The following is an 18,669-nucleotide window of genomic DNA, read 5'->3' on the forward strand; positions in this document are numbered from 1 at the left end:
AATAAAGATGTAGGTGATTTTATATAAAATTACTTACATCTTTTTAAATAAATTTTTGTATGCTTTAGATAATAGTATTATAAAGAATTTATTTAATTTGCTATTCTTATTATTAATCTTTACATTCACTTTTGTATTCTTTAGTAAAAATAAATAATGAAAGTATTACAGAAAAAATTAAACAACCTAATATAATATTTGAATTAAGATTTGAAGAATTAAAATTTAAAAATATATTATCCAAATCAGCATCTAAAAAGACTGTATTATTGATTAAATGAATCATAACACATGTCCATATATTTTTAGTTTTCATATAAACGTAACCCAAAAATATAGAAAGACTAATTACAGAAAATAATCTGATACATATACCTAGACCATCTACATGATAAATTGTAAACCATAAAGGTATGTGCCATAATTCCCATATAAACCCTAACAAAATAACTCCCGCTCGTTTACCAAATTTAATTTGCATTTTTTCTTGAAGAAATCCTCTCCATCCATATTCCTCACCAAAAAAAAGAATACTTTGAGTTGCAAGGTATGGAAAAATAAGGAATATATTCATAATTAAGTTAATAAAATTGATATCTTTACACCCTAACATTATAAACTTGCTTAAATTAATTATTATTATAAAACTAAAAATATATTTAATAGATTTTTTCTCGTTTTTGAATGGATAAAGTTCTTTACCTTCTATACAGACATAACATATAGTTGCAATACCAGTAAATAAAACTAAAATATTTATTCCTAAATTTATAGTTTCATTATCGATTATTCCAAAAGCTTTTAACATAACTAGAGATAAAGATAATAAAAAGTCAGCTATTATGACATAGTTGAGTATGATATGTTTATTATTTTTCTTATATTTATAAAGTCTTGCTATTGAGACTCCTGATGCTGGTAATATAGTCATAAATATTACCAGTATTTCTGGATTCATATATTCTTTAAAGTAAAGAGGAATACCGAATAATAGTGATATACCATAAGTGACTGTAAAAAATATTACAACTTCTATAATGTTTCTTTTTTTATCATTGTTTTTCTCAGCTATATTACTTTCTATCATAATAATTTATCTCCTTTTACATTTTAACTTCTGCTGATATTTGAGTTAGATATTCATTAGAATCTCTTACACTTATATCATATAGGAGATATTCTTCATAAACAAAGTCTCCCATATATAAATTATTCTGATTGAAAAATTCTAAGAGTTTTTCATAAGTTTTATTAATAGTTTCATAACTTCCTTTATGATAAGCAGTTACATAAAGCCCTTTTGGTTTGATTGATGTAGGATATTTCTTATAGTCTTTATTAACTTTTGTAAATAAATATGAATATGACTCAAAATCTCTATTCATTATATCTTCGCCTTTAATGATTGAACCAATCATACCATCATCACCTAAATCATAGCTATCCATAAAGTTAATACATTCATATAAAAAGTTTTCATCATCATCTCCAATAAAGGGTTCTTTATAAATAAGATTCGTTTTGACTAAGTATTCTTCATCATGTTCTTTTAAAGTAATCGTATTTGCATCTATGTTACATGCTTTTTTAGTAAATGAAATAGTAGATTCCATTAAAGCTTTAATATTATTCAATTTTTCAATTTCATTGTTAATATCAAGAGTTTTCTTTTCCAAAAGTTCAATTAACAAATTAGGAGTCCGTTTATCTATATAAGTTTTAATTTCTTTTAAAGGCATTTTAATTTCCTTAAGTGAAGAAATTATATTAAAAATACTGAGTTGATGGTATGAGTAGTATCTGTATCCATTTTCCTTCTTTAACTCTGGAGAGAAAAGACCTATATCATCATAATGAAAAAGCGTCTTTTTGTTGACTCCACAAATCTTTGCAAATTCTCCAGTTGTGAAATAATTTTTCGAAATTTGACTCATAATTAAAATTCCTCCTTGACTATCCTGTTACAGTATAGTTTATCATAATATTCTATAAAGGAGAGTGATTGTATGAAAAAATTAATTCGTTTTTTAAAACCATATAGAGTTTTAATTGTTACAGTACTGATGTTTACATTTTTACAGACTCTTGGAACTTTATATATACCAACACTTACAGCAAGTATAGTAAATAATGGTGTAGTAAAGGGAGATATAGATTATATTGTAAAGACAGGTATAATGATGTTGGTGGTAGCAGGTATAACAGCCTTATCAGCTGTTTTAGTTTGCAAAATATCCTCAAATCTCTCATCTGTATTTTGTAGAGATATCAGAGAGGCAGTATTTGTAAAATCACAAGACTTATCAATAAAGGATTTTAATAAGATAGGTACAGCTTCAATGATTACTAGGAGTACTAGTGATATTACTTTAATAGGTCAATCTTTGTTTATGTTTATTCAGTTGGTATTACCAGCACCTATTATAACTGTTTCTGGTTTATTCTTAGCATATTCTATAGATAAAGTAATGACAATTATTATTGTTGCAGTAATGTTTCTATTCATGTTGTCTGCATTTTTGGTTGGTAAAAAACTTATCCGATTGTTTAAAATGATGCAAATAAAGATGGATAATATGAATAGAGTATTACGTGAAGTAGTAACTGGAGTAAGAGTTATAAGAGCTTTTGATAGAAGTCATTTTGAAAAAAAGAGATTTGATAAAACTGCAATAGATTATTCTGAAACAGCAATTTCAATAAATAAAATATTTGCAATACTTATGCCTGTTGTAATGTTAATAATGAACTTAGGTATAGTGAGTATAATTTGGTTTGGTGGTATGAGAGTAAGTAATGGAAATATGGAGATAGGTCATATAATGGCACTAGTTGAGTATTGTATCCTAATATTATTTTATTTAATTATGGGAGTAATGGTATTTATGTATATACCTAGAGCAGGAGCTTGTGCAGATAGAGTAAACCAAATCTTAGACATAGAACCTGAAATTGTAGATGGAAATGGATATAAAGATATTACTTCAGAAAGAGGTCATTTAGCATTTAAAAATGTAACTTTTTCATATTCCCAGTCGGAGGAACCTATTTTAAACAATATAACATTTGAAGCAAAATCTGGAGAAGTAACTGCAATTATAGGAAGCACTGGTTCTGGTAAATCCACTATTGCAAATATAATACCACGTTTTTTTGAAATTCAATCTGGAGAAATATCTATAAATGGTCAAGATATTAAGAACATGCCACAAAAAGAACTTAGAGACAAGATTGGATTTGTACCACAAAAAGCCTTTTTATTTAGTGGGACAATAGAAGAAAATATAAGATATGGAAAAGAAGATGCAAGTATTGAAGAAGTAAAGCATGCTGCAAATATAGCCCAAGCTGATGAGTTCATCTCTGATATGGAAGATAAGTATGATTCGTTCGTAGCACAAGGAGGAAATAACTTATCTGGTGGTCAGAAACAGAGAATATCTATTGCAAGAGCATTAGTTAGAAAACCAGAAATATATGTTTTTGATGATAGTTTTTCTGCATTAGATTTCAAGACAGATAAAAGGCTTAGAAAAGCATTGAAGAATGAAATTAAAGATTCATCAGCTATAATTATAGCACAGCGTATAAGTACAATTATGGATGCTAATCAGATTATAGTTTTGAATGATGGGGAAATTGTAGGTATAGGAAAACATAAAGAGTTACTTGAAAATTGTGAAGTTTATAAGCAAATCGCAGATTCACAACTTAGTAAAGAAGAACTTGCATAGAGTGAAGAATCAATCTGTGTATTTGGAGGTGCAATATGAGTGAAAAAATAACAGAAAAACAAGATATAGATGTACTTAGTTTTGAGGATAATATGTCAGCAGAAAAAGCTAAAAATGCAAAAAAGACAACTAAAAGATTATTGAAATATATGAAAAAACAAAAATTTAAGTTATTAATGATTTTTATCTCAGTATTAGTAAGTTCAGCTCTTACAGTTTTAGCACCAATGGTTATGGGAAAAGCTATTGACCAATTATTTAATGGGATTAAAACTGCAATTCAAACAGGTACAAAATTCAGTGTGAATTTTAGTACTATGGGAGGTATAATATCAATACTTCTAGGGTTGTATTTGATTAGTGCAGTATTTATATATATACAACAATATATTATGTCAGGGGTTGCACAAAGTTTAGTTCTTAACATGAGAAAAGATTTAAGTGATAAATTAAATAAGCTTCCTCTTAAGTACTATGATTCTCACAAAAAAGGGGAAACACTTAGTATCGTTACAAATGATTTAGAGAAGGTAGCAGATAGTTTACAAGAAGGGTTAATGCAACTTATTACAGCAGTGGTCACAGTGATTGGTTCTATTGTAATGATGATAAGCATAAGTATACCACTTACAATAGTATCAGCTGTAACATTGATTGTTTCTTTAGGTATTACTGTTATAATTGCAAGAAAATCACAAAATAGATTTTCAGAAAATCAAAAAGCATTAGGAGAATTAAATAGCAATATAGAAGAGATGTTTACTGGTCAAATAGTGGTCAAGGCATTTAGCAAAGAAAAAGATACTATACAAAATTTCAAAGAATTAAATCAAAATCTTTATAATGCGAGTAGAAAAGCTCAGTTCTCATCATATGCGATAACTCCAATTATTAGATTTATAAATCAAATTGGGTATGTTATTATAGCAGTTGTGGGAGGTGTATTTGCATCAACTGGAGCAATGACTCTTGGTAGTATACAGGCGTTTATCCAATATGTAAATCAAGCATCAGAGCCTACTACAGAGATATCTTATATCGTAAATATGCTTCAAGCTGCAATTGCATCTGCAGAGAGAGTTTTTAAAGTTATGGATGAAGTTGAAGAAATAAAGGACAAAGAAGATTCAAAAGTTATCAACATGCCTAAAGGTAAAGTGGAATTTGAACATGTTAAATTTGGATATAGTGATGATTCTATTCTTATGAAAGACATTAATATTAAATTGAACGCAGGAGATAAGATTGCAATTGTTGGACCTACAGGAGCTGGGAAGACAACTCTTGTAAATTTACTTATGAGGTTTTATGAGATACAAGGTGGAAGAATTACTATTGATGGAGTTAATATAAAAGACTTAAAACGTGGAGAACTTAGAACTATGTTTGGAATGGTTCTACAAGATACATGGTTATTTAATGGTAGTATAAAAGAAAATATCGCTTATAGTAAGTCAGACGCTACAATGGATGAGATTGTAAGTGCAGCAAAATCAGCAAGAGTAGACCACTTTATAAGAACTTTACCTCAAGGTTATGATACTGTATTGACTGAGGATGCTTCTAATCTATCTCAAGGTCAGAAACAACTTTTAACAATTGCCAGGGCAATACTTTCAGACCCATCAGTGTTAATTCTTGATGAGGCAACTTCTAGTGTAGATACTAGAACAGAGGTTGAGATTCAAAAGGCAATGAATAACTTGATGAAGGGAAGAACTAGCTTCGTCATTGCACATAGATTATCTACTATTCGTGATGCTGATTTAATATTGGTAATGAAAGAAGGCACTATTATTGAACAAGGAAATCACAAAGAACTTATTGAAAATAAAGGATTTTATGAAGAACTTTATAATAGCCAATTTTCAAGTGAATACGATGAAGAAGTTGTGTAATTAAAATAATCAATATGATAAGAAATAGATAGACTTACTTTAAATAAGTCTATCTATTTTTCATTTGAAACAACTAAATCAATAAATAATTGCATAAGGGGACTAATCCACTTATTTTTATGATGACCACATACTGCTACAATGTTTCTATCATCTAACTCTGTATCTATTGCACATAGTTCTCCTGTCTTCAAATCATCTTCTACTGCAAATGTAGGGAGGTATGACACTCCCATATCATTTTTTACTAAATTTTTAATAGTAGGTATACTCCAAAGTTCAATCGTATGGTCTAGAGTAATATTTTTTTCATTCAAATATGATTCAAACATTTGTCTAAAAATACATGCTGGCTCATCTATTATGAAAGGTATATCTAATTCTTGGTTTGGAGTAATAAAATCAGGAAATTGTTTTTTTACTTTTGGGGATGCGACTAGTGTCAAAGGTGATTCTCCAACAGTATAGGTAGAAATAGAATTTCCTAGGCCTCCAATATCTTTATAAAATATTCCTAAATCAATACTTCCTGCAAGCAAAGAGTTCCTAATATCATAGCAATTCATTGAGCGAAGAAATAGCCTTGCATTTGGTGCCATTTCATGAAAATGTTTTAAAATAGGAGGTATTTTATAACAAATAAGAGTTTCTCCCATTGCGATATGTAAATCACCACGTAGCTCAGACAAGTCAGTACCAAAATTCTTCATTTTATCAACAGAACATAGAACATCATCCACATAAGGTATTAGATTTTTGCCAGCTTTAGTTAAAACCATTTTTCTTCCTATCTTTTCAAATAAGTGTGTAGATAACTCTTGTTCTAATTGTTGTACTTGGAATGTTATTGTTGATTGTGTGTAATTGAGTTTATTTGCTGCTTTAGAAAAACTACCTTCTTCTATTATAGTTTTAAAAGTTTGTAGGTATTTAAAATACATGTTCATCCTCATTTCATTCAATATAATTGAAGTATAGATTTAAATATTTCGATTTTTTTTATTGTTTAATTTATAGTATTATAATATAAAAGGAGAGTGATTACAAGTGTTGAGTGAAGTTTTATTATCTTTTTTACCATATGCATTTGTTACAGGTTTTACACCAGGACCTAATAATATTCTTGCATTAAACACAATTAGCAATAATGGATGGAAAAAAGGAAAGTCAGTGGTTATAGGAATTAGTATGGGATTTATATGTATTATGTTTATATGTGCTCTTGGATGCCTTGAATTATCAAAGTTTATACCAATGATTACTGGTATTATGAAGTACATAGGAGCACTTTATATTATTTGGTTAGCAATACAAGTAGCTAAGAGCAAACCAAACAATGATAGTGATGTGAAGAAAGAATCCTTTTGGACTGGATTTATTTTGCAGTTTGTTAATGTGAAAATTATAATATTTGCCATTACTGTATATACAGGGTATGTAATACCTGTGTCACAGTCAGTTGAATATTTATTATCAGCAGCAGTTTGTAGTAGTCTTGTTGGCATATCTGGTACTTTGACATGGGCTCTAGCAGGAGGTATTTTACAAAAATATATAAACAAGCATTATAAAGTAATCAATATTATTATGGCACTAGTACTTGTTTGGAGCGCAGTAAAACTAATTTTAACATAATTAAGCATATATATTTTTAATTATATAAATTTAATTATTTAGTATTATAAATTTAGAAGATGGAACTATAGATTATATAATTTTGAATAATAAACTTGATTTTTTATTTAAAATATTTAATTTATCTATAAGTGACATCTTCTTTTTTGCTTTCTAAAACAACTATTCATTGACTATATAGAATCTAATACCATATAAAATTTAATTTCCAGATAAAAATGTAATTTATTATTAAAACTTAGATAAATAAATTCATAGATATCTCATCAGCTTAATCTTGTTTGCCACATATATGCCATAAAGATGCACTTATTTTACGGAGATTTAACAAAGTCAAGTGAAGTATACTCTAAATATAAAATAAATCAAACATAGTTAAATGAATTGAGAGGTGATAATAATGAATAAGAAGTTAAACTATAGGTTTGAGATGAAACACAAAATAACTGAAGCTGATGTCCTAGCTTTAAAATCAAGACTTTATCCAATAATGAAAAAAGATAGAAATGCATCAAAAGATGGAAAGTATCTTATCAGAAGTTTATACTTTGACACTCCTGAAGATAAAGCACTTTTAGATAAGTTAAATGGAGTTGCAATGAGAGAAAAGTTTAGAATAAGATTTTATAACAATGACCCTTCTTATATAAAATTGGAGAAGAAAATAAAACATTATAATATGACGTCAAAACTATCAGCTAATTTAACTAAAAAAGAAGTAGAGAAGATATTAAAAAATGACATTGAGTTTTTAAAAGAATCGACAAACTGCTTATTAAGAGAGTTTTATTTAAAAGTAAAATGTGAAAGATTGGAGGCAAAAAGTATAGTTGATTATGATAGAGAAGCTTTTGTCTATCCACTTGGAAATGTAAGAGTTACAATCGATAGTGATATTAAGACTTCTGTAAATTCAGTCGATTTATTCAATAAAGAATTGCCAACAGTATCAGTTATTGATGAAAATATGACTGTGTTGGAAGTTAAATATGATGAGTTTATACCAGATTTTATAAAAGATTTGGTTCAGATTAATAAAACTACTTCTACAGCAGTTTCAAAGTATGCATCGAGTAGATTGTATATATAGGGTTGAAATTTAAATCTTATATAAAGAGTATCTAAATAAAATAAAAAAATTAAAAAACAGGAAGGATGATTTTAGTTATGACGTTTAACGATATTTTTAAATCAAGTTTTATAGAAAATGTATCAGGTTTTTCATTTGTAGATAGTGCTTTAGCTCTAGGTTCAGCATTTTTAGTAGGTTTGTTTATATATATGATTTACAAAAAAACCTATATGGGGATTATGTATTCTCGACCATTTAATGTATCACTTGTAGCACTTACAATGCTTACAACTTTCGTAATATTAGCAGTTACATCAAATGTAGTTTTATCTCTAGGTATGGTTGGTGCTTTATCTATAGTAAGATTTAGAACAGCAATTAAAGACCCAATGGATTTGGTATTTCTATTTTGGTCATTAGGCTCAGGTATAGTTTTAGGTGCAGGTTTGATTCCACTAGCTGTTATGGGTTCAATAATCATGGGATTGATTCTAATATTCTTTTCAAACAAAACAATATCTGAAACACCATATATATTGATGGTAAATTGTAATAATGAGAATTCAGAAGACATTGCAACTGATAAAATTAAAAAAGTATTTTCTAAATATCAAATAAAATCAAAAAGTGTTACACCAGAAAAAGGTATAGAGTTGGTATTTGAAGTAAGAATGAAAGATGGAGAAACAAGTCTTATAAATGACTTAAGCCAAGTAGATGGAGTTACTAATGCAGTTCTTGTAAGTTATAATGGTGATTATGTAGCATAGAGAGGAGTAATCTTTTATGAAAGATAAAAAATTTACCCTTCTTATCTCGATTATGGTTATATTTTTATGTGCAGTAGTTGGAGTTTACAGTACATATGGTAATAAAAATGTTGACTTATATAGCAGTGTATATATTGAAAAATATTTTGACAGAGATGAGGTTATGGAAGTTAATATAGAAATAGATGAAAGTGACTTGGAAGACATGAATGAAAATGCGATAAAAGAAGAATTTAAAGTTGCAAAAGTAACTGTAAATGGAGACACATATGGAAACGTTGGTATAAGAACTAAAGGAAATTCAAGTCTTACATCCGTAGCAAATAGTGATAGTGATAGATATAGCTATAAGATTAATTTCGATAAATATAATACTAGTCAAAGTATGGAAGGTCTTACTCAATTAAACCTTAATAACTGTTATTCTGACCCATCTTATATGAGAGAATTTTTAACTTATAGTGTCTGTGAGGAGATGGGATTAGCTACTCCAGAATTTGCATATGCCAAAGTTTCTATAAATGGTGAATATCATGGATTATATTTGGCAGTAGAAGGGTTAAAAGAATCTTATCTTGAAAATAATTTTGGAGATGTAACTGGAGACTTATACAAATCAGATGAAGGGGCCTCATTACAATATGAGGGTGATGACCCAGATAGTTACTCAAATCTAATCGTTGAAAGTGACAAGAAAACGGCTGATTGGTCTAAAGTTACAAAACTATTAAAATCTTTAGATACAGGTGAAGATATTGAAAAATATCTTGATGTAGATTCTGTCCTCAAAAATATAGCAATAAGTACAGCTTTATTAAATCTTGATAGTTATCAAGGTAGTTTCGCTCATAATTACTATTTATATGAAAAAGATGGAGTATTTTCTATGTTGCCATGGGACTTTAATATGTCATTTGGCGGATTTAGTGGTTTTGGTGGAGGTAGTCAATCTATAGCTATTGATGAACCTACAACAGGTAATTTGGAAGATAGACCTTTAATATCTGCATTATTAAAAAATGATACATATAAAGCTAAGTACCATGAATATCTAGAAGAAATAGTAACCAAGTACTTGGATTCAGATTATCTAGAAAATATGACAACAAAATTACATGACTTGATAGCATCATATGTAAAGGAAGACCCAACAGCATTTTATACTTATGAAGAATTTGAAAAAAATATAACATCTTCAATTGAAGATTCTAGTGATAATAAGGGATTTGGTGATAAAGAATCTAATAATAATGATTCTAACAATGAAAATAAGAGTTTTGAAAATGAAAGTAATGAAAAAGAAGTTAATGCTGAATTAACATTAAGCGAAGTCAAAACTAATACGGATAATGATGCTCAAAATAATACTACAGATAATAGTGAAAATGAGAATAATACAAATAACAATAAAAGTGGAGACGATACTAATGAAAAGTCAGGAGGGGCAATGGGTAAAGGTGGAAAATCAATACCAGGAGTTTTAGAAGTTGCAGAAAATATGAGTAAAACTATAAAAGCTCAATTGAGTGGAGAATCTTCTTCAACTAAGGAAACTTCTGATGATAATAGTTCAAGTGAAAGTAAAGATACAGAAAATTCTGATGATAAGATGAGTGGTATGCCAGAGCCACCTGAAGGCATGGATGGAAAAACACCACCAGGAATTGGAAATATGGATAAGGGTGATATGAATGGTAAAAATGGAGATATGAATATAGATAGAAGTCAAGGGAATCCAAAGGAAGCAGGGGGTTTTGGTAATAAAGGAGGCGGCTCTATGAATAAAACAACAACATACTCTAAATTAATTTTAGGTGGAGCTTCAATGATAATCATGTCAGTTATGCTAGTAGGTGTATCAAAGATAAACCGAAGAAGATTTATAAAGTCAAAATAGGTTAAGATACAAATAATATTGATACTGTTAAGTAAATATCTACTTAACAGTATTTTTTTTATTTTAATATCTTTGTTTTTAATAAAAAGTATTTTCTTATAAGTGTTAGATTAATAATCATTGTAATTTTGCACATCTATAATTTTACAATGATATAGTAAAATTTAATTCTATTAAAAAAGTACATAGAAAAAAACGATTAGACAAAGTATGAAAAGTATAATACGATTGTTTTGGGGTAAATGGAAAATAAACTTATATTTTGTAGAAATATCCATAAAAATGAATGTTTTAAATTCAATTTATATTAAAGTAAAGAGTGATGTGTAAGTTGAAAAATTATAAAACTAAATCATGGTATATAAATAAAGTTTAAATTCATGTAAATAAAAATATCATCAAGTATGGAGGGATTTTAATGTATTGGAAAAGAGCATTAAGTTTATTAACATTAGGGTTAGTTATTTGTGGATTAACAATAGGCTGTTCAACAAAAGAAGAGCCTAAAAAAGAAGAAAAGAAGACTATTACAGTAGCTACAGGAGCAAAGTATTATCCTTTTAATTTTAGAGAAGATGGGAAAATGCAAGGTTTTGAAATTGATATATGGAATGAAATTGGTAAAAGATTAGATTCTGAAATTAAGTATGAAGTAAATAATGGAGATACAGGTGGATTACTTGGAATGGTGGATAGTGGTAAGGCAGATACAGCAGCTCAACAAATAAGTATAACGCCAGAAAGAGAAGAAGTGTATGATTTTACAGTACCATATGCTTATAATCCTCTAATGATAACTATTAGACCAGAAGATAAAGACAAGATAAAAAGTCTTGAAGATTTGAAAGGAAAAAAAGTCGAAGTTGGAGCAAATTCATCTGAAAGAGCGATAATGGAGGAAAAAAACAAAGATAATTCAATGGAATTAGTATTCAATGATGGAGCTGATTCATATGAAGGTCTTGAACTTGGCAGATCTGACGCAAGGATAATTTCTGTTTCTGCAACAGCTGCTAGAAATAAAAAAGCTGGTTCAAATTTTATCTCTGTTGGAGAACCTATTTATGAAGAAATAAATGCGTATCCATTTAGAAAAGATGAAGAATCAAAGGCTTTAAAAGCTAAGGTTGATGATACAATAACGGCTATGAGAAAAGATGGAACTCTTACTGAAATCTCTAAAAAATGGTTTGGAGAAGATATAACGATTGAGAGATAGGTGAATTTTATGAGTTTAGATGTATCATTCATGTTTAACATTTTACCAGAAATATTTATAGCATCTAAAGAAACAATAACAATGGCTTTAATATCACTAGTACTATCTTTAGTAATAGCAACTATAATGGCATTAATAAGCTATAACAAAGTTAAAATATTAAATGAAATTGTTAAAGTTTATACCTCAATTTTTAGAGGAACACCACTGCTAGTTCAGTTGTATGCATTGTATTTTGGATTACCAAGAGCTATTCCAGCTCTTGTAGATATGTCTCCATTTACTGCAATGATAATTGCTTTATCAATAAATATGTCTGCGTATATGTCAGAGACTATAAGAGGAGCAATTTCTTCTGTAGATAAGGGACAATATGAAGCAGGAGCTTCCATTGGACTTACGAATGTGCAAATATTCAGAAGAATAGTCATGCCACAGGCTATAAGAGTAGCTATTCCTGCATTATCTAATCATTTTGTAGATTTAATTAAAGGTTCCTCATTAGCTTTTACTATAGGGGTAATAGAAATAATGGCGGCAGCAAATTATAATGGTGGTAGTAAATATAAATATCTAGAAGCGTTCTTAGTTGCAGGGTTTGTATATTGGTTTATCTTATTTATATTTGGACTTGTTCAAAAGAAAATAGAAGCAAAACTAAATTCTGCATATTAATAGTATTACATAATAAAATAGAAACCATTTAAATACAATTTCCTATTATATTTAAGTGGTTTCTATTTTATTATTCTATTTATGAACAATAAAATAATAAAGAATTTTAAAATATAGGACTAAATTTGAGAAGTGCTGAAACTAGAAAATCCATAATAAAAAAATAATTAAAAATTGTAACTAAATTGTAATAAAGTGGTAGTTATTTAGCATAAAATGATGTATCATAGAAGTGTATTATAAAATTAATAAAGTAAGATTTTTTAAAAGAGAACTGCTGGCTTTTGATATTTAAAGTGAGTAGTTAAATTATGTTTAGGAGGGGTAGATTTTGTTACAAAAAGTATTATGGAAATTTTTAAAGCTAGTAGCGGGTTTATTTATATGTTCAATTGGTATAGTATTGACGATAAATTGTAACCTTGGTTTATCTCCTTGGGATGTGTTTCATCAAGGTCTTTCAAATCATATAGGAATAACTATAGGGACTGCCTCTATAATTGTAGGCTCTATAGTAGTTATAGCTGATGTTGTTCTTGGTGAGAATGTAGGATGGGGAACTGTTTTTAATATGCTATTAATTGGATTCTTTATGGATTTGCTTTTGTATAGTAAGTTAATTCCAGAGGCTGATAGTTTATTTGTAGGAATAATTATGTTGATATTAGGATTGATTCTTTTGGCTATTGGAATGGTATTTTATATGGGAAGTGGTTTAGGAAGTGGACCTAGAGATGGTCTGATGGTTGCACTTCAAAAGAAAACTGGAAAATCACTTAACTTAATAAGAGGGACTATAGAAGTTGGAGCATTAATAGTAGGATTTTTCTTAGGAGGAAAAGTTGGTATAGGAACTATAATAAGTGCATTTGGATTGGGTTATTTTACACAGATAGTATTTAGTTTATTTAAATTAGATTGTAGTAAGATTAAGCATCGATTTATAGTAGATGATATAAAGTTTATTAAGTTATATATGAGTGGGGATAAAAAAACGGCTGCTCAAAATATAGCTAAGTAATTTAATGATAAATTTAAGCAAAGGTTAAATGTTGTAACTTGAAGAAATTTTTAAATATATAATTTTAAACATTAAAAGAAGGCTAAGCTAATAGGATTGCTAGGAAACTATAAAATATAGATTTCTAGCAATTTTTTATTTGTTTAACACTTTTTTATGTTTTAGAAGTATTATTATGTATTTAATGAATTAATTAATTTATAATTAGAGATACTAAACTTTATAAATATTAATATGAACACCTTTGATTGTGTATTTTCCAAAGCCTTTAAAATGCTTGTATTTATTCTAAGTAAAAAAATAAAAAAATGTCAAAAAAACTCTTGTATTATATCCGAATTTTATATATAATTACCTATGTTGTTTAGAAATTTTAAACTCAATGTTTAGTAAACAAAATGTTTAGTAAAATAAAACAGAAACTAGGAGGTGCAACATGGATATAGGTGAAAAGATAAAAAGATTAAGAACAGAAAAACAACTGACCCAGGAAGAGTTAGCTAATAGATGCGAATTGTCAAAGGGATTTATTTCTCAATTAGAAAATAACTTAACATCACCATCCATAGCTACCCTTATAGATATACTTGAAATACTAGGTACGAATTTAAGGGAATTTTTTAATGAAATAGATGACGAAAGAATTAGTTTTACAAAAGAGGATATGTTTGAAACAGAGGATGAAGATTTAAAATATAAACTGAAGTGGCTAATTCCAAACTCACAAAAAAATGAAATGGAGCCAATAATAATAACTTTGTATCCAGGAGGACAATATAAAGAAGAAAAGCCACATGAAGGCGAAGAATTTGGATATGTATTAGCAGGTTCGATATATGTTCATATAGGCGAAAAGAAAAATAAAGTAAAAAAAGGAGAAAGCTTTTACTTTAGACCAAGAGCAAATCACTATATATCAAACGAGGGTAAAACGACAGCAAAAGTGATTTGGGTAAGTACGCCACCATCATTTTAGAATAGAGGTGTTTAATAATTGGTAGAAAATATAATAGAATTAAGAGATATATCTAAACATTATGAAGAACTTACGGTTTTAGATAATTTCAATTTAGATATAAAGAAAAATGAATTTTTAACTTTACTTGGACCAAGTGGATGTGGAAAAACTACTACATTAAAAATAATAGCAGGTTTTGAGTATGCTGATGATGGTAAAGTTTTATTTGAAGGTAAAGAGATAAATAATTTGCCACCATATGAAAGACAAGTAAATACAGTGTTTCAAAAATATGCTTTATTTCCACATATGGATGTATATGAAAATGTAGCTTTTGGACTAAAAATTAAAAAGACTCCAAAAGATGTAATAGATGCTAAAGTGAAAGAGGTTTTAAAACTTGTTGCACTAGAAGGTTTTGAAAGACGACAAGTTGACTCATTAAGTGGAGGACAACAACAGAGAATTGCAATAGCAAGAGCTCTAGTTAATGAACCAAAAGTATTGTTACTAGATGAGCCACTTGGAGCACTTGATTTAAAGCTTAGACAAGAAATGCAAATAGAATTAAAAAGAATTCAAAAAAAATTAGGAATAACATTTGTGTTTGTAACTCATGACCAGGAAGAGGCTCTTACTATGTCAGACACTATTGTCGTAATGTATAAGGGTAAGATACAACAAATGGGAACACCACAAGACATATATAATGAACCTAAAAACTCATTTGTAGCTAAGTTTATAGGTGAAAGTAACATATTTGATGGAATTATGATAGAAGATTATAAAGTTAATTTCTGTAATAGGGATTTTGAATGTGTTGATAAAGGATTTGAAAAAAACGAAAATATAGAAGTGGTAATAAGACCAGAAGATATAAAAATGGTAAAGCCAGAAGAAGGAATGTTAAAGGGGAAAGTTACATCTACTGTGTTTAAAGGAGTGCATTATGAGATAGAATTAAATGAGAATGGAAGATTGTGGATACTTCACAATACTAAAAATGCTGAGGTTGGAACAGAACTAGGCATGGACATATATCCAGAAGACATTCATATAATGAGAAAAGAGAGTAACTAAGATGAAGAGAAAATCTTTCTTAGCATATCCATATGTAGTTTGGAGTGCGATATTTGTAATAATTCCTTTAATACTAGTAGTATTTTTCAGTTTTACAAAAGAGTCAGGTGGAGGTTATGCATTTACACTTGAAAATTATAAAGAAGTAATTGACCCTATATATATTAAAGTATTTGCTCGTTCTATTCTTTTAGCAGGAGGAGCGACATTAATATGCCTTGTAGTTGGTTATCCAGTGGCATATATAATTTCAAAAGCTCATGTGAGTAGAAGAGGTTCATTAATATTATTATTTATTCTTCCTATGTGGATGAATTTTCTTTTAAGAACTTATGCATGGGTTGCTATATTAGGAAAAAATGGACTTTTAAATACATTTTTAGGCTGGTTTGGAATACAGCCATTAGCAATTTTGTATACTAATTTTGCTATACTTTTAGGTATGGTATATAACTTTTTACCATTTATGGTTCTTCCAATATACACTGCACTATCAAAGATGGATAATGATTTGATAAATGCTGCTCATGACTTAGGTGCAAATAATATGACAGTATTTAGAAAAATTATATTTCCTTTGAGTTTACCAGGTGTAATGTCTGGAATAACTATGGTATTTATGCCAGCAGTTACTACCTTTGCAATTTCAAGACTGTTAGGTGGAGGTAAAATAATGCTAGTTGGAGATTTGATTGAACAACAATTTACAGTTGTTGGAGATTGGAACTTTGGCTCAGCAATATCGATATTTATGATGATAGTAATATTAATATCGATGTCTATAATGTCAAAATTTGGAGATGAGTCTGACAAAGAAGGCGGTGGGTTACTATTTTAAAATTAAAGAAAATAACTTCTAATATATATTTAGCATTAGTATTCTTATTTTTATATGCACCCATATTTGCTTTAGTACTATTTTCTTTCAATGATTCAAAATCGATGGCAAGATGGAATGGATTTACATGGAAGTGGTATGGTCAATTACTTCAAAATGAGAGTATAATGAGTGCTTTATATTATACTATTGTAATAGCTATATTAGCATCTGTAATATCTACAATAGTAGGAACTATAAGTGCCATAGGAATACATAAGATGAGAGGTAAGAGCAAAAAATTAATACTAAATGTAAACTATCTTCCTATTTTAAATACAGAGATAGTTACAGCAGTAGCCCTTATGAGTCTGTTTGTGTTTGTAAAAATGGAATTTGGATTTACAACAATGCTATTGGCACATATAATGTTTTGTTTGCCATATGTTATACTTTCAGTTTTACCAAAAATGAAGCAATTACCTGATAATATAGAAGATGCAGCTATGGACTTAGGGGCGACACCTATATATGCTCTTAGAAAGGTAATTTTACCACAAATAAAGCCAGGTATAGTTTCTGGATTTTTAATTGCATTTACTATGTCAATAGATGACTTTATAATAAGTTTCTTTAATGCTGGAAATGGTGTAAGCAATCTTTCTATAGAAATCTATGGAATGGCTAGAAGAGGTATAAAACCTGAAATAAATGCATTATCGACAATAATGTTTGCAGTCGTTTTAGGATTACTTTTATTAGCTAATAAAAAAGAATCTATAGTAAGGGGGACTAAATAATGATTAAGTTTAAAAAAGTAATATCCCTTGTATCTATAGGTATTATGACAGTTACTTTATTTACAGGATGTAATAAAGCAACTGATTCTACAAAAGTTTTAAACGTATATAATGTTGGAGATTATATAGATGAATCTCTTATAGATAAGTTTGAAGAAGAAACTGGAATAGATGTTCAATATTCAACTTATGATACTAACGAAATGATGTATCAAAAAGTAAAGAGTGGCAGTACACACTACGATTTAGTCTTTCCTTCAGATTATATGGTAGAAAAAATGAAAAATGAAGGTCTTTTGGAAAAACTGGATTTTAAAAACATACCTAATATGAAGTATTTAGATAAGAGTTTTTTAAATCCTATATATGATGAAACTAATGAATATAGTGTTGCATACATGTGGGGAACTCTTGGGATATTGTACAATAAAAAAGAAGTTAAAGACCCTATAGATAGTTGGAATATACTTTGGAATCCAAAGTATAAGGGAAATATAATGATGTTTGACTCTGTTAGAGACACTATAGGTATAACTCTTAAAAAATTAGGATACAGTATGAATAGTGTAAATCCAAAAGAAATAAATGAAGCGAAAAATCTTTTAATGAAACAAAAGGATTTAGTATTGGCCTATGTAAATGATGAAGGTAAGGATAGATTGCTTGGTGGAGAAGTAGCAATGGGTATGTTGTATTCTGGAGATGCAGTTACATTGATGGACCAAAATCCTGACCTTGATTATGCAATACCTAAAGAAGGTACTAATAAATGGGTAGATGCTATGTGTGTACCTACAACAGCACAAAATAAAAAAGAAGCTGAGTTATTTATAAACTTTTTACTAGACCCAGAAAATGCAAAAATAAATGCTGAGTATATCGGATATTCAACACCTAATACAGGAGCTCTAAAATTATTAGACCCAGAAATAACTAATAATCCTGTTGCATATCCATCTAAAGAAGTACTTAATAAATGTGAAACTTTTGAGGATATTGGTGAAAATATAAAATTATATGACAAGGCTTGGATAGAATTAAAATCAAAGTAGAGTTTTGTTGATTTAATTATATTTACTTAATAAAACTGTTC

General features: G+C 28.6%; 17 protein-coding genes. 14 read left to right on the forward strand and 3 right to left on the reverse strand.

The annotated features are described in order from the left end of the window. Positions 1-112 precede the first annotated feature (112 nt). Together KGF38_RS13700 and KGF38_RS13705 are read right to left on the reverse strand one after the other, a co-directional pair. Positions 113-1,087, reverse strand: coding sequence for a CPBP family intramembrane glutamic endopeptidase (locus tag KGF38_RS13700; RefSeq protein WP_074178263.1), 975 nt, complete (start codon positions 1,085-1,087; stop codon positions 113-115). 16 nt (positions 1,088-1,103) lie between these two features. Further along, positions 1,104-1,934, reverse strand: coding sequence for a MerR family transcriptional regulator (locus KGF38_RS13705; RefSeq protein WP_074178262.1), 831 nt, complete (start codon positions 1,932-1,934; stop codon positions 1,104-1,106). A gap of 72 nt (positions 1,935-2,006) precedes the next feature. On the opposite strand from KGF38_RS13705, the gene KGF38_RS13710 reads away from it, so the two are divergent. Both KGF38_RS13710 and KGF38_RS13715 read left to right on the forward strand, forming a co-directional pair. After that, positions 2,007-3,734, forward strand: coding sequence for an ABC transporter ATP-binding protein (locus KGF38_RS13710; RefSeq protein ID WP_074178261.1), 1,728 nt, complete (start codon positions 2,007-2,009; stop codon positions 3,732-3,734). Positions 3,735-3,769: 35 nt separating this feature from the next. After that, positions 3,770-5,632, forward strand: coding sequence for an ABC transporter ATP-binding protein (locus KGF38_RS13715; protein ID WP_074178260.1), 1,863 nt, complete (start codon positions 3,770-3,772; stop codon positions 5,630-5,632). 53 nt (positions 5,633-5,685) lie between these two features. On the opposite strand, the gene KGF38_RS13720 is transcribed toward KGF38_RS13715, so the two are convergent. After that, positions 5,686-6,573 (reverse strand): LysR family transcriptional regulator, encoded by an 888-nt coding sequence (locus KGF38_RS13720; RefSeq protein WP_074178259.1) that lies wholly within the window; start codon positions 6,571-6,573, stop codon positions 5,686-5,688. A gap of 106 nt (positions 6,574-6,679) precedes the next feature. On the opposite strand from KGF38_RS13720, the gene KGF38_RS13725 reads away from it, so the two are divergent. The 12 genes from KGF38_RS13725 (at position 6,680) to KGF38_RS13780 (ending at position 18,628) form a co-directional block, all read left to right on the forward strand. Next, complete coding sequence (locus KGF38_RS13725) at positions 6,680-7,267, forward strand: LysE family transporter (protein ID WP_054269567.1); 588 nt, start codon at positions 6,680-6,682, stop codon at positions 7,265-7,267. A 400-nt stretch (positions 7,268-7,667) separates the two neighbouring features. Next, a complete protein-coding gene (locus tag KGF38_RS13730; RefSeq protein WP_054269568.1) occupies positions 7,668-8,357 on the forward strand; it encodes a polyphosphate polymerase domain-containing protein in 690 nt (229 codons plus the stop codon). 77 nt (positions 8,358-8,434) lie between these two features. Beyond that, the gene (locus tag KGF38_RS13735; protein WP_407812130.1) at positions 8,435-9,109 is read left to right on the forward strand and encodes a DUF4956 domain-containing protein; all 675 of its coding nucleotides are present in this window, start codon (positions 8,435-8,437) and stop codon (positions 9,107-9,109) included. A gap of 16 nt (positions 9,110-9,125) precedes the next feature. After that, complete coding sequence (locus KGF38_RS13740; protein ID WP_074178258.1) at positions 9,126-11,006, forward strand: CotH kinase family protein; 1,881 nt, start codon at positions 9,126-9,128, stop codon at positions 11,004-11,006. Between the two features lie 418 nt (positions 11,007-11,424). Further along, positions 11,425-12,225 carry a transporter substrate-binding domain-containing protein gene (locus KGF38_RS13745; protein ID WP_054269571.1) on the forward strand — a complete coding sequence of 267 codons (801 nt, stop codon included), beginning with the start codon at positions 11,425-11,427 and terminating at the stop codon, positions 12,223-12,225. Positions 12,226-12,234: 9 nt separating this feature from the next. After that, on the forward strand, positions 12,235-12,900 hold the full coding sequence (locus KGF38_RS13750) for an amino acid ABC transporter permease (RefSeq protein ID WP_075050855.1): 666 nt from the start codon (positions 12,235-12,237) through the stop codon (positions 12,898-12,900). A gap of 331 nt (positions 12,901-13,231) precedes the next feature. Beyond that, the gene (locus tag KGF38_RS13755) at positions 13,232-13,921 is read left to right on the forward strand and encodes a YczE/YyaS/YitT family protein (RefSeq protein ID WP_054269573.1); all 690 of its coding nucleotides are present in this window, start codon (positions 13,232-13,234) and stop codon (positions 13,919-13,921) included. Between the two features lie 436 nt (positions 13,922-14,357). Continuing rightward, positions 14,358-14,897 (forward strand): helix-turn-helix domain-containing protein, encoded by a 540-nt coding sequence (locus tag KGF38_RS13760; protein ID WP_021383760.1) that lies wholly within the window; start codon positions 14,358-14,360, stop codon positions 14,895-14,897. Between the two features lie 18 nt (positions 14,898-14,915). After that, positions 14,916-15,959 carry a spermidine/putrescine ABC transporter ATP-binding protein gene (potA, locus tag KGF38_RS13765; protein WP_054269574.1) on the forward strand — a complete coding sequence of 348 codons (1,044 nt, stop codon included), beginning with the start codon at positions 14,916-14,918 and terminating at the stop codon, positions 15,957-15,959. Position 15,960: 1 nt separating this feature from the next. Further along, complete coding sequence (locus KGF38_RS13770) at positions 15,961-16,797, forward strand: ABC transporter permease (protein ID WP_021383784.1); 837 nt, start codon at positions 15,961-15,963, stop codon at positions 16,795-16,797. 104 nt (positions 16,798-16,901) lie between these two features. After that, positions 16,902-17,576 (forward strand): ABC transporter permease, encoded by a 675-nt coding sequence (locus tag KGF38_RS13775; protein ID WP_003432155.1) that lies wholly within the window; start codon positions 16,902-16,904, stop codon positions 17,574-17,576. Further along, entirely contained in the window at positions 17,576-18,628 is a 1,053-nt protein-coding gene (locus KGF38_RS13780) for an ABC transporter substrate-binding protein (protein WP_054269575.1), read from the forward strand. The genes KGF38_RS13775 and KGF38_RS13780 overlap by 1 nt, the downstream gene beginning before the upstream one ends. The last annotated feature ends 41 nt before the right edge of the window (positions 18,629-18,669 follow it).

It is taken from the genome of Clostridioides sp. ZZV14-6387 (assembly GCF_020657835.1).
Lineage (GTDB): Bacteria > Bacillota > Clostridia > Peptostreptococcales > Peptostreptococcaceae > Clostridioides > Clostridioides difficile_A.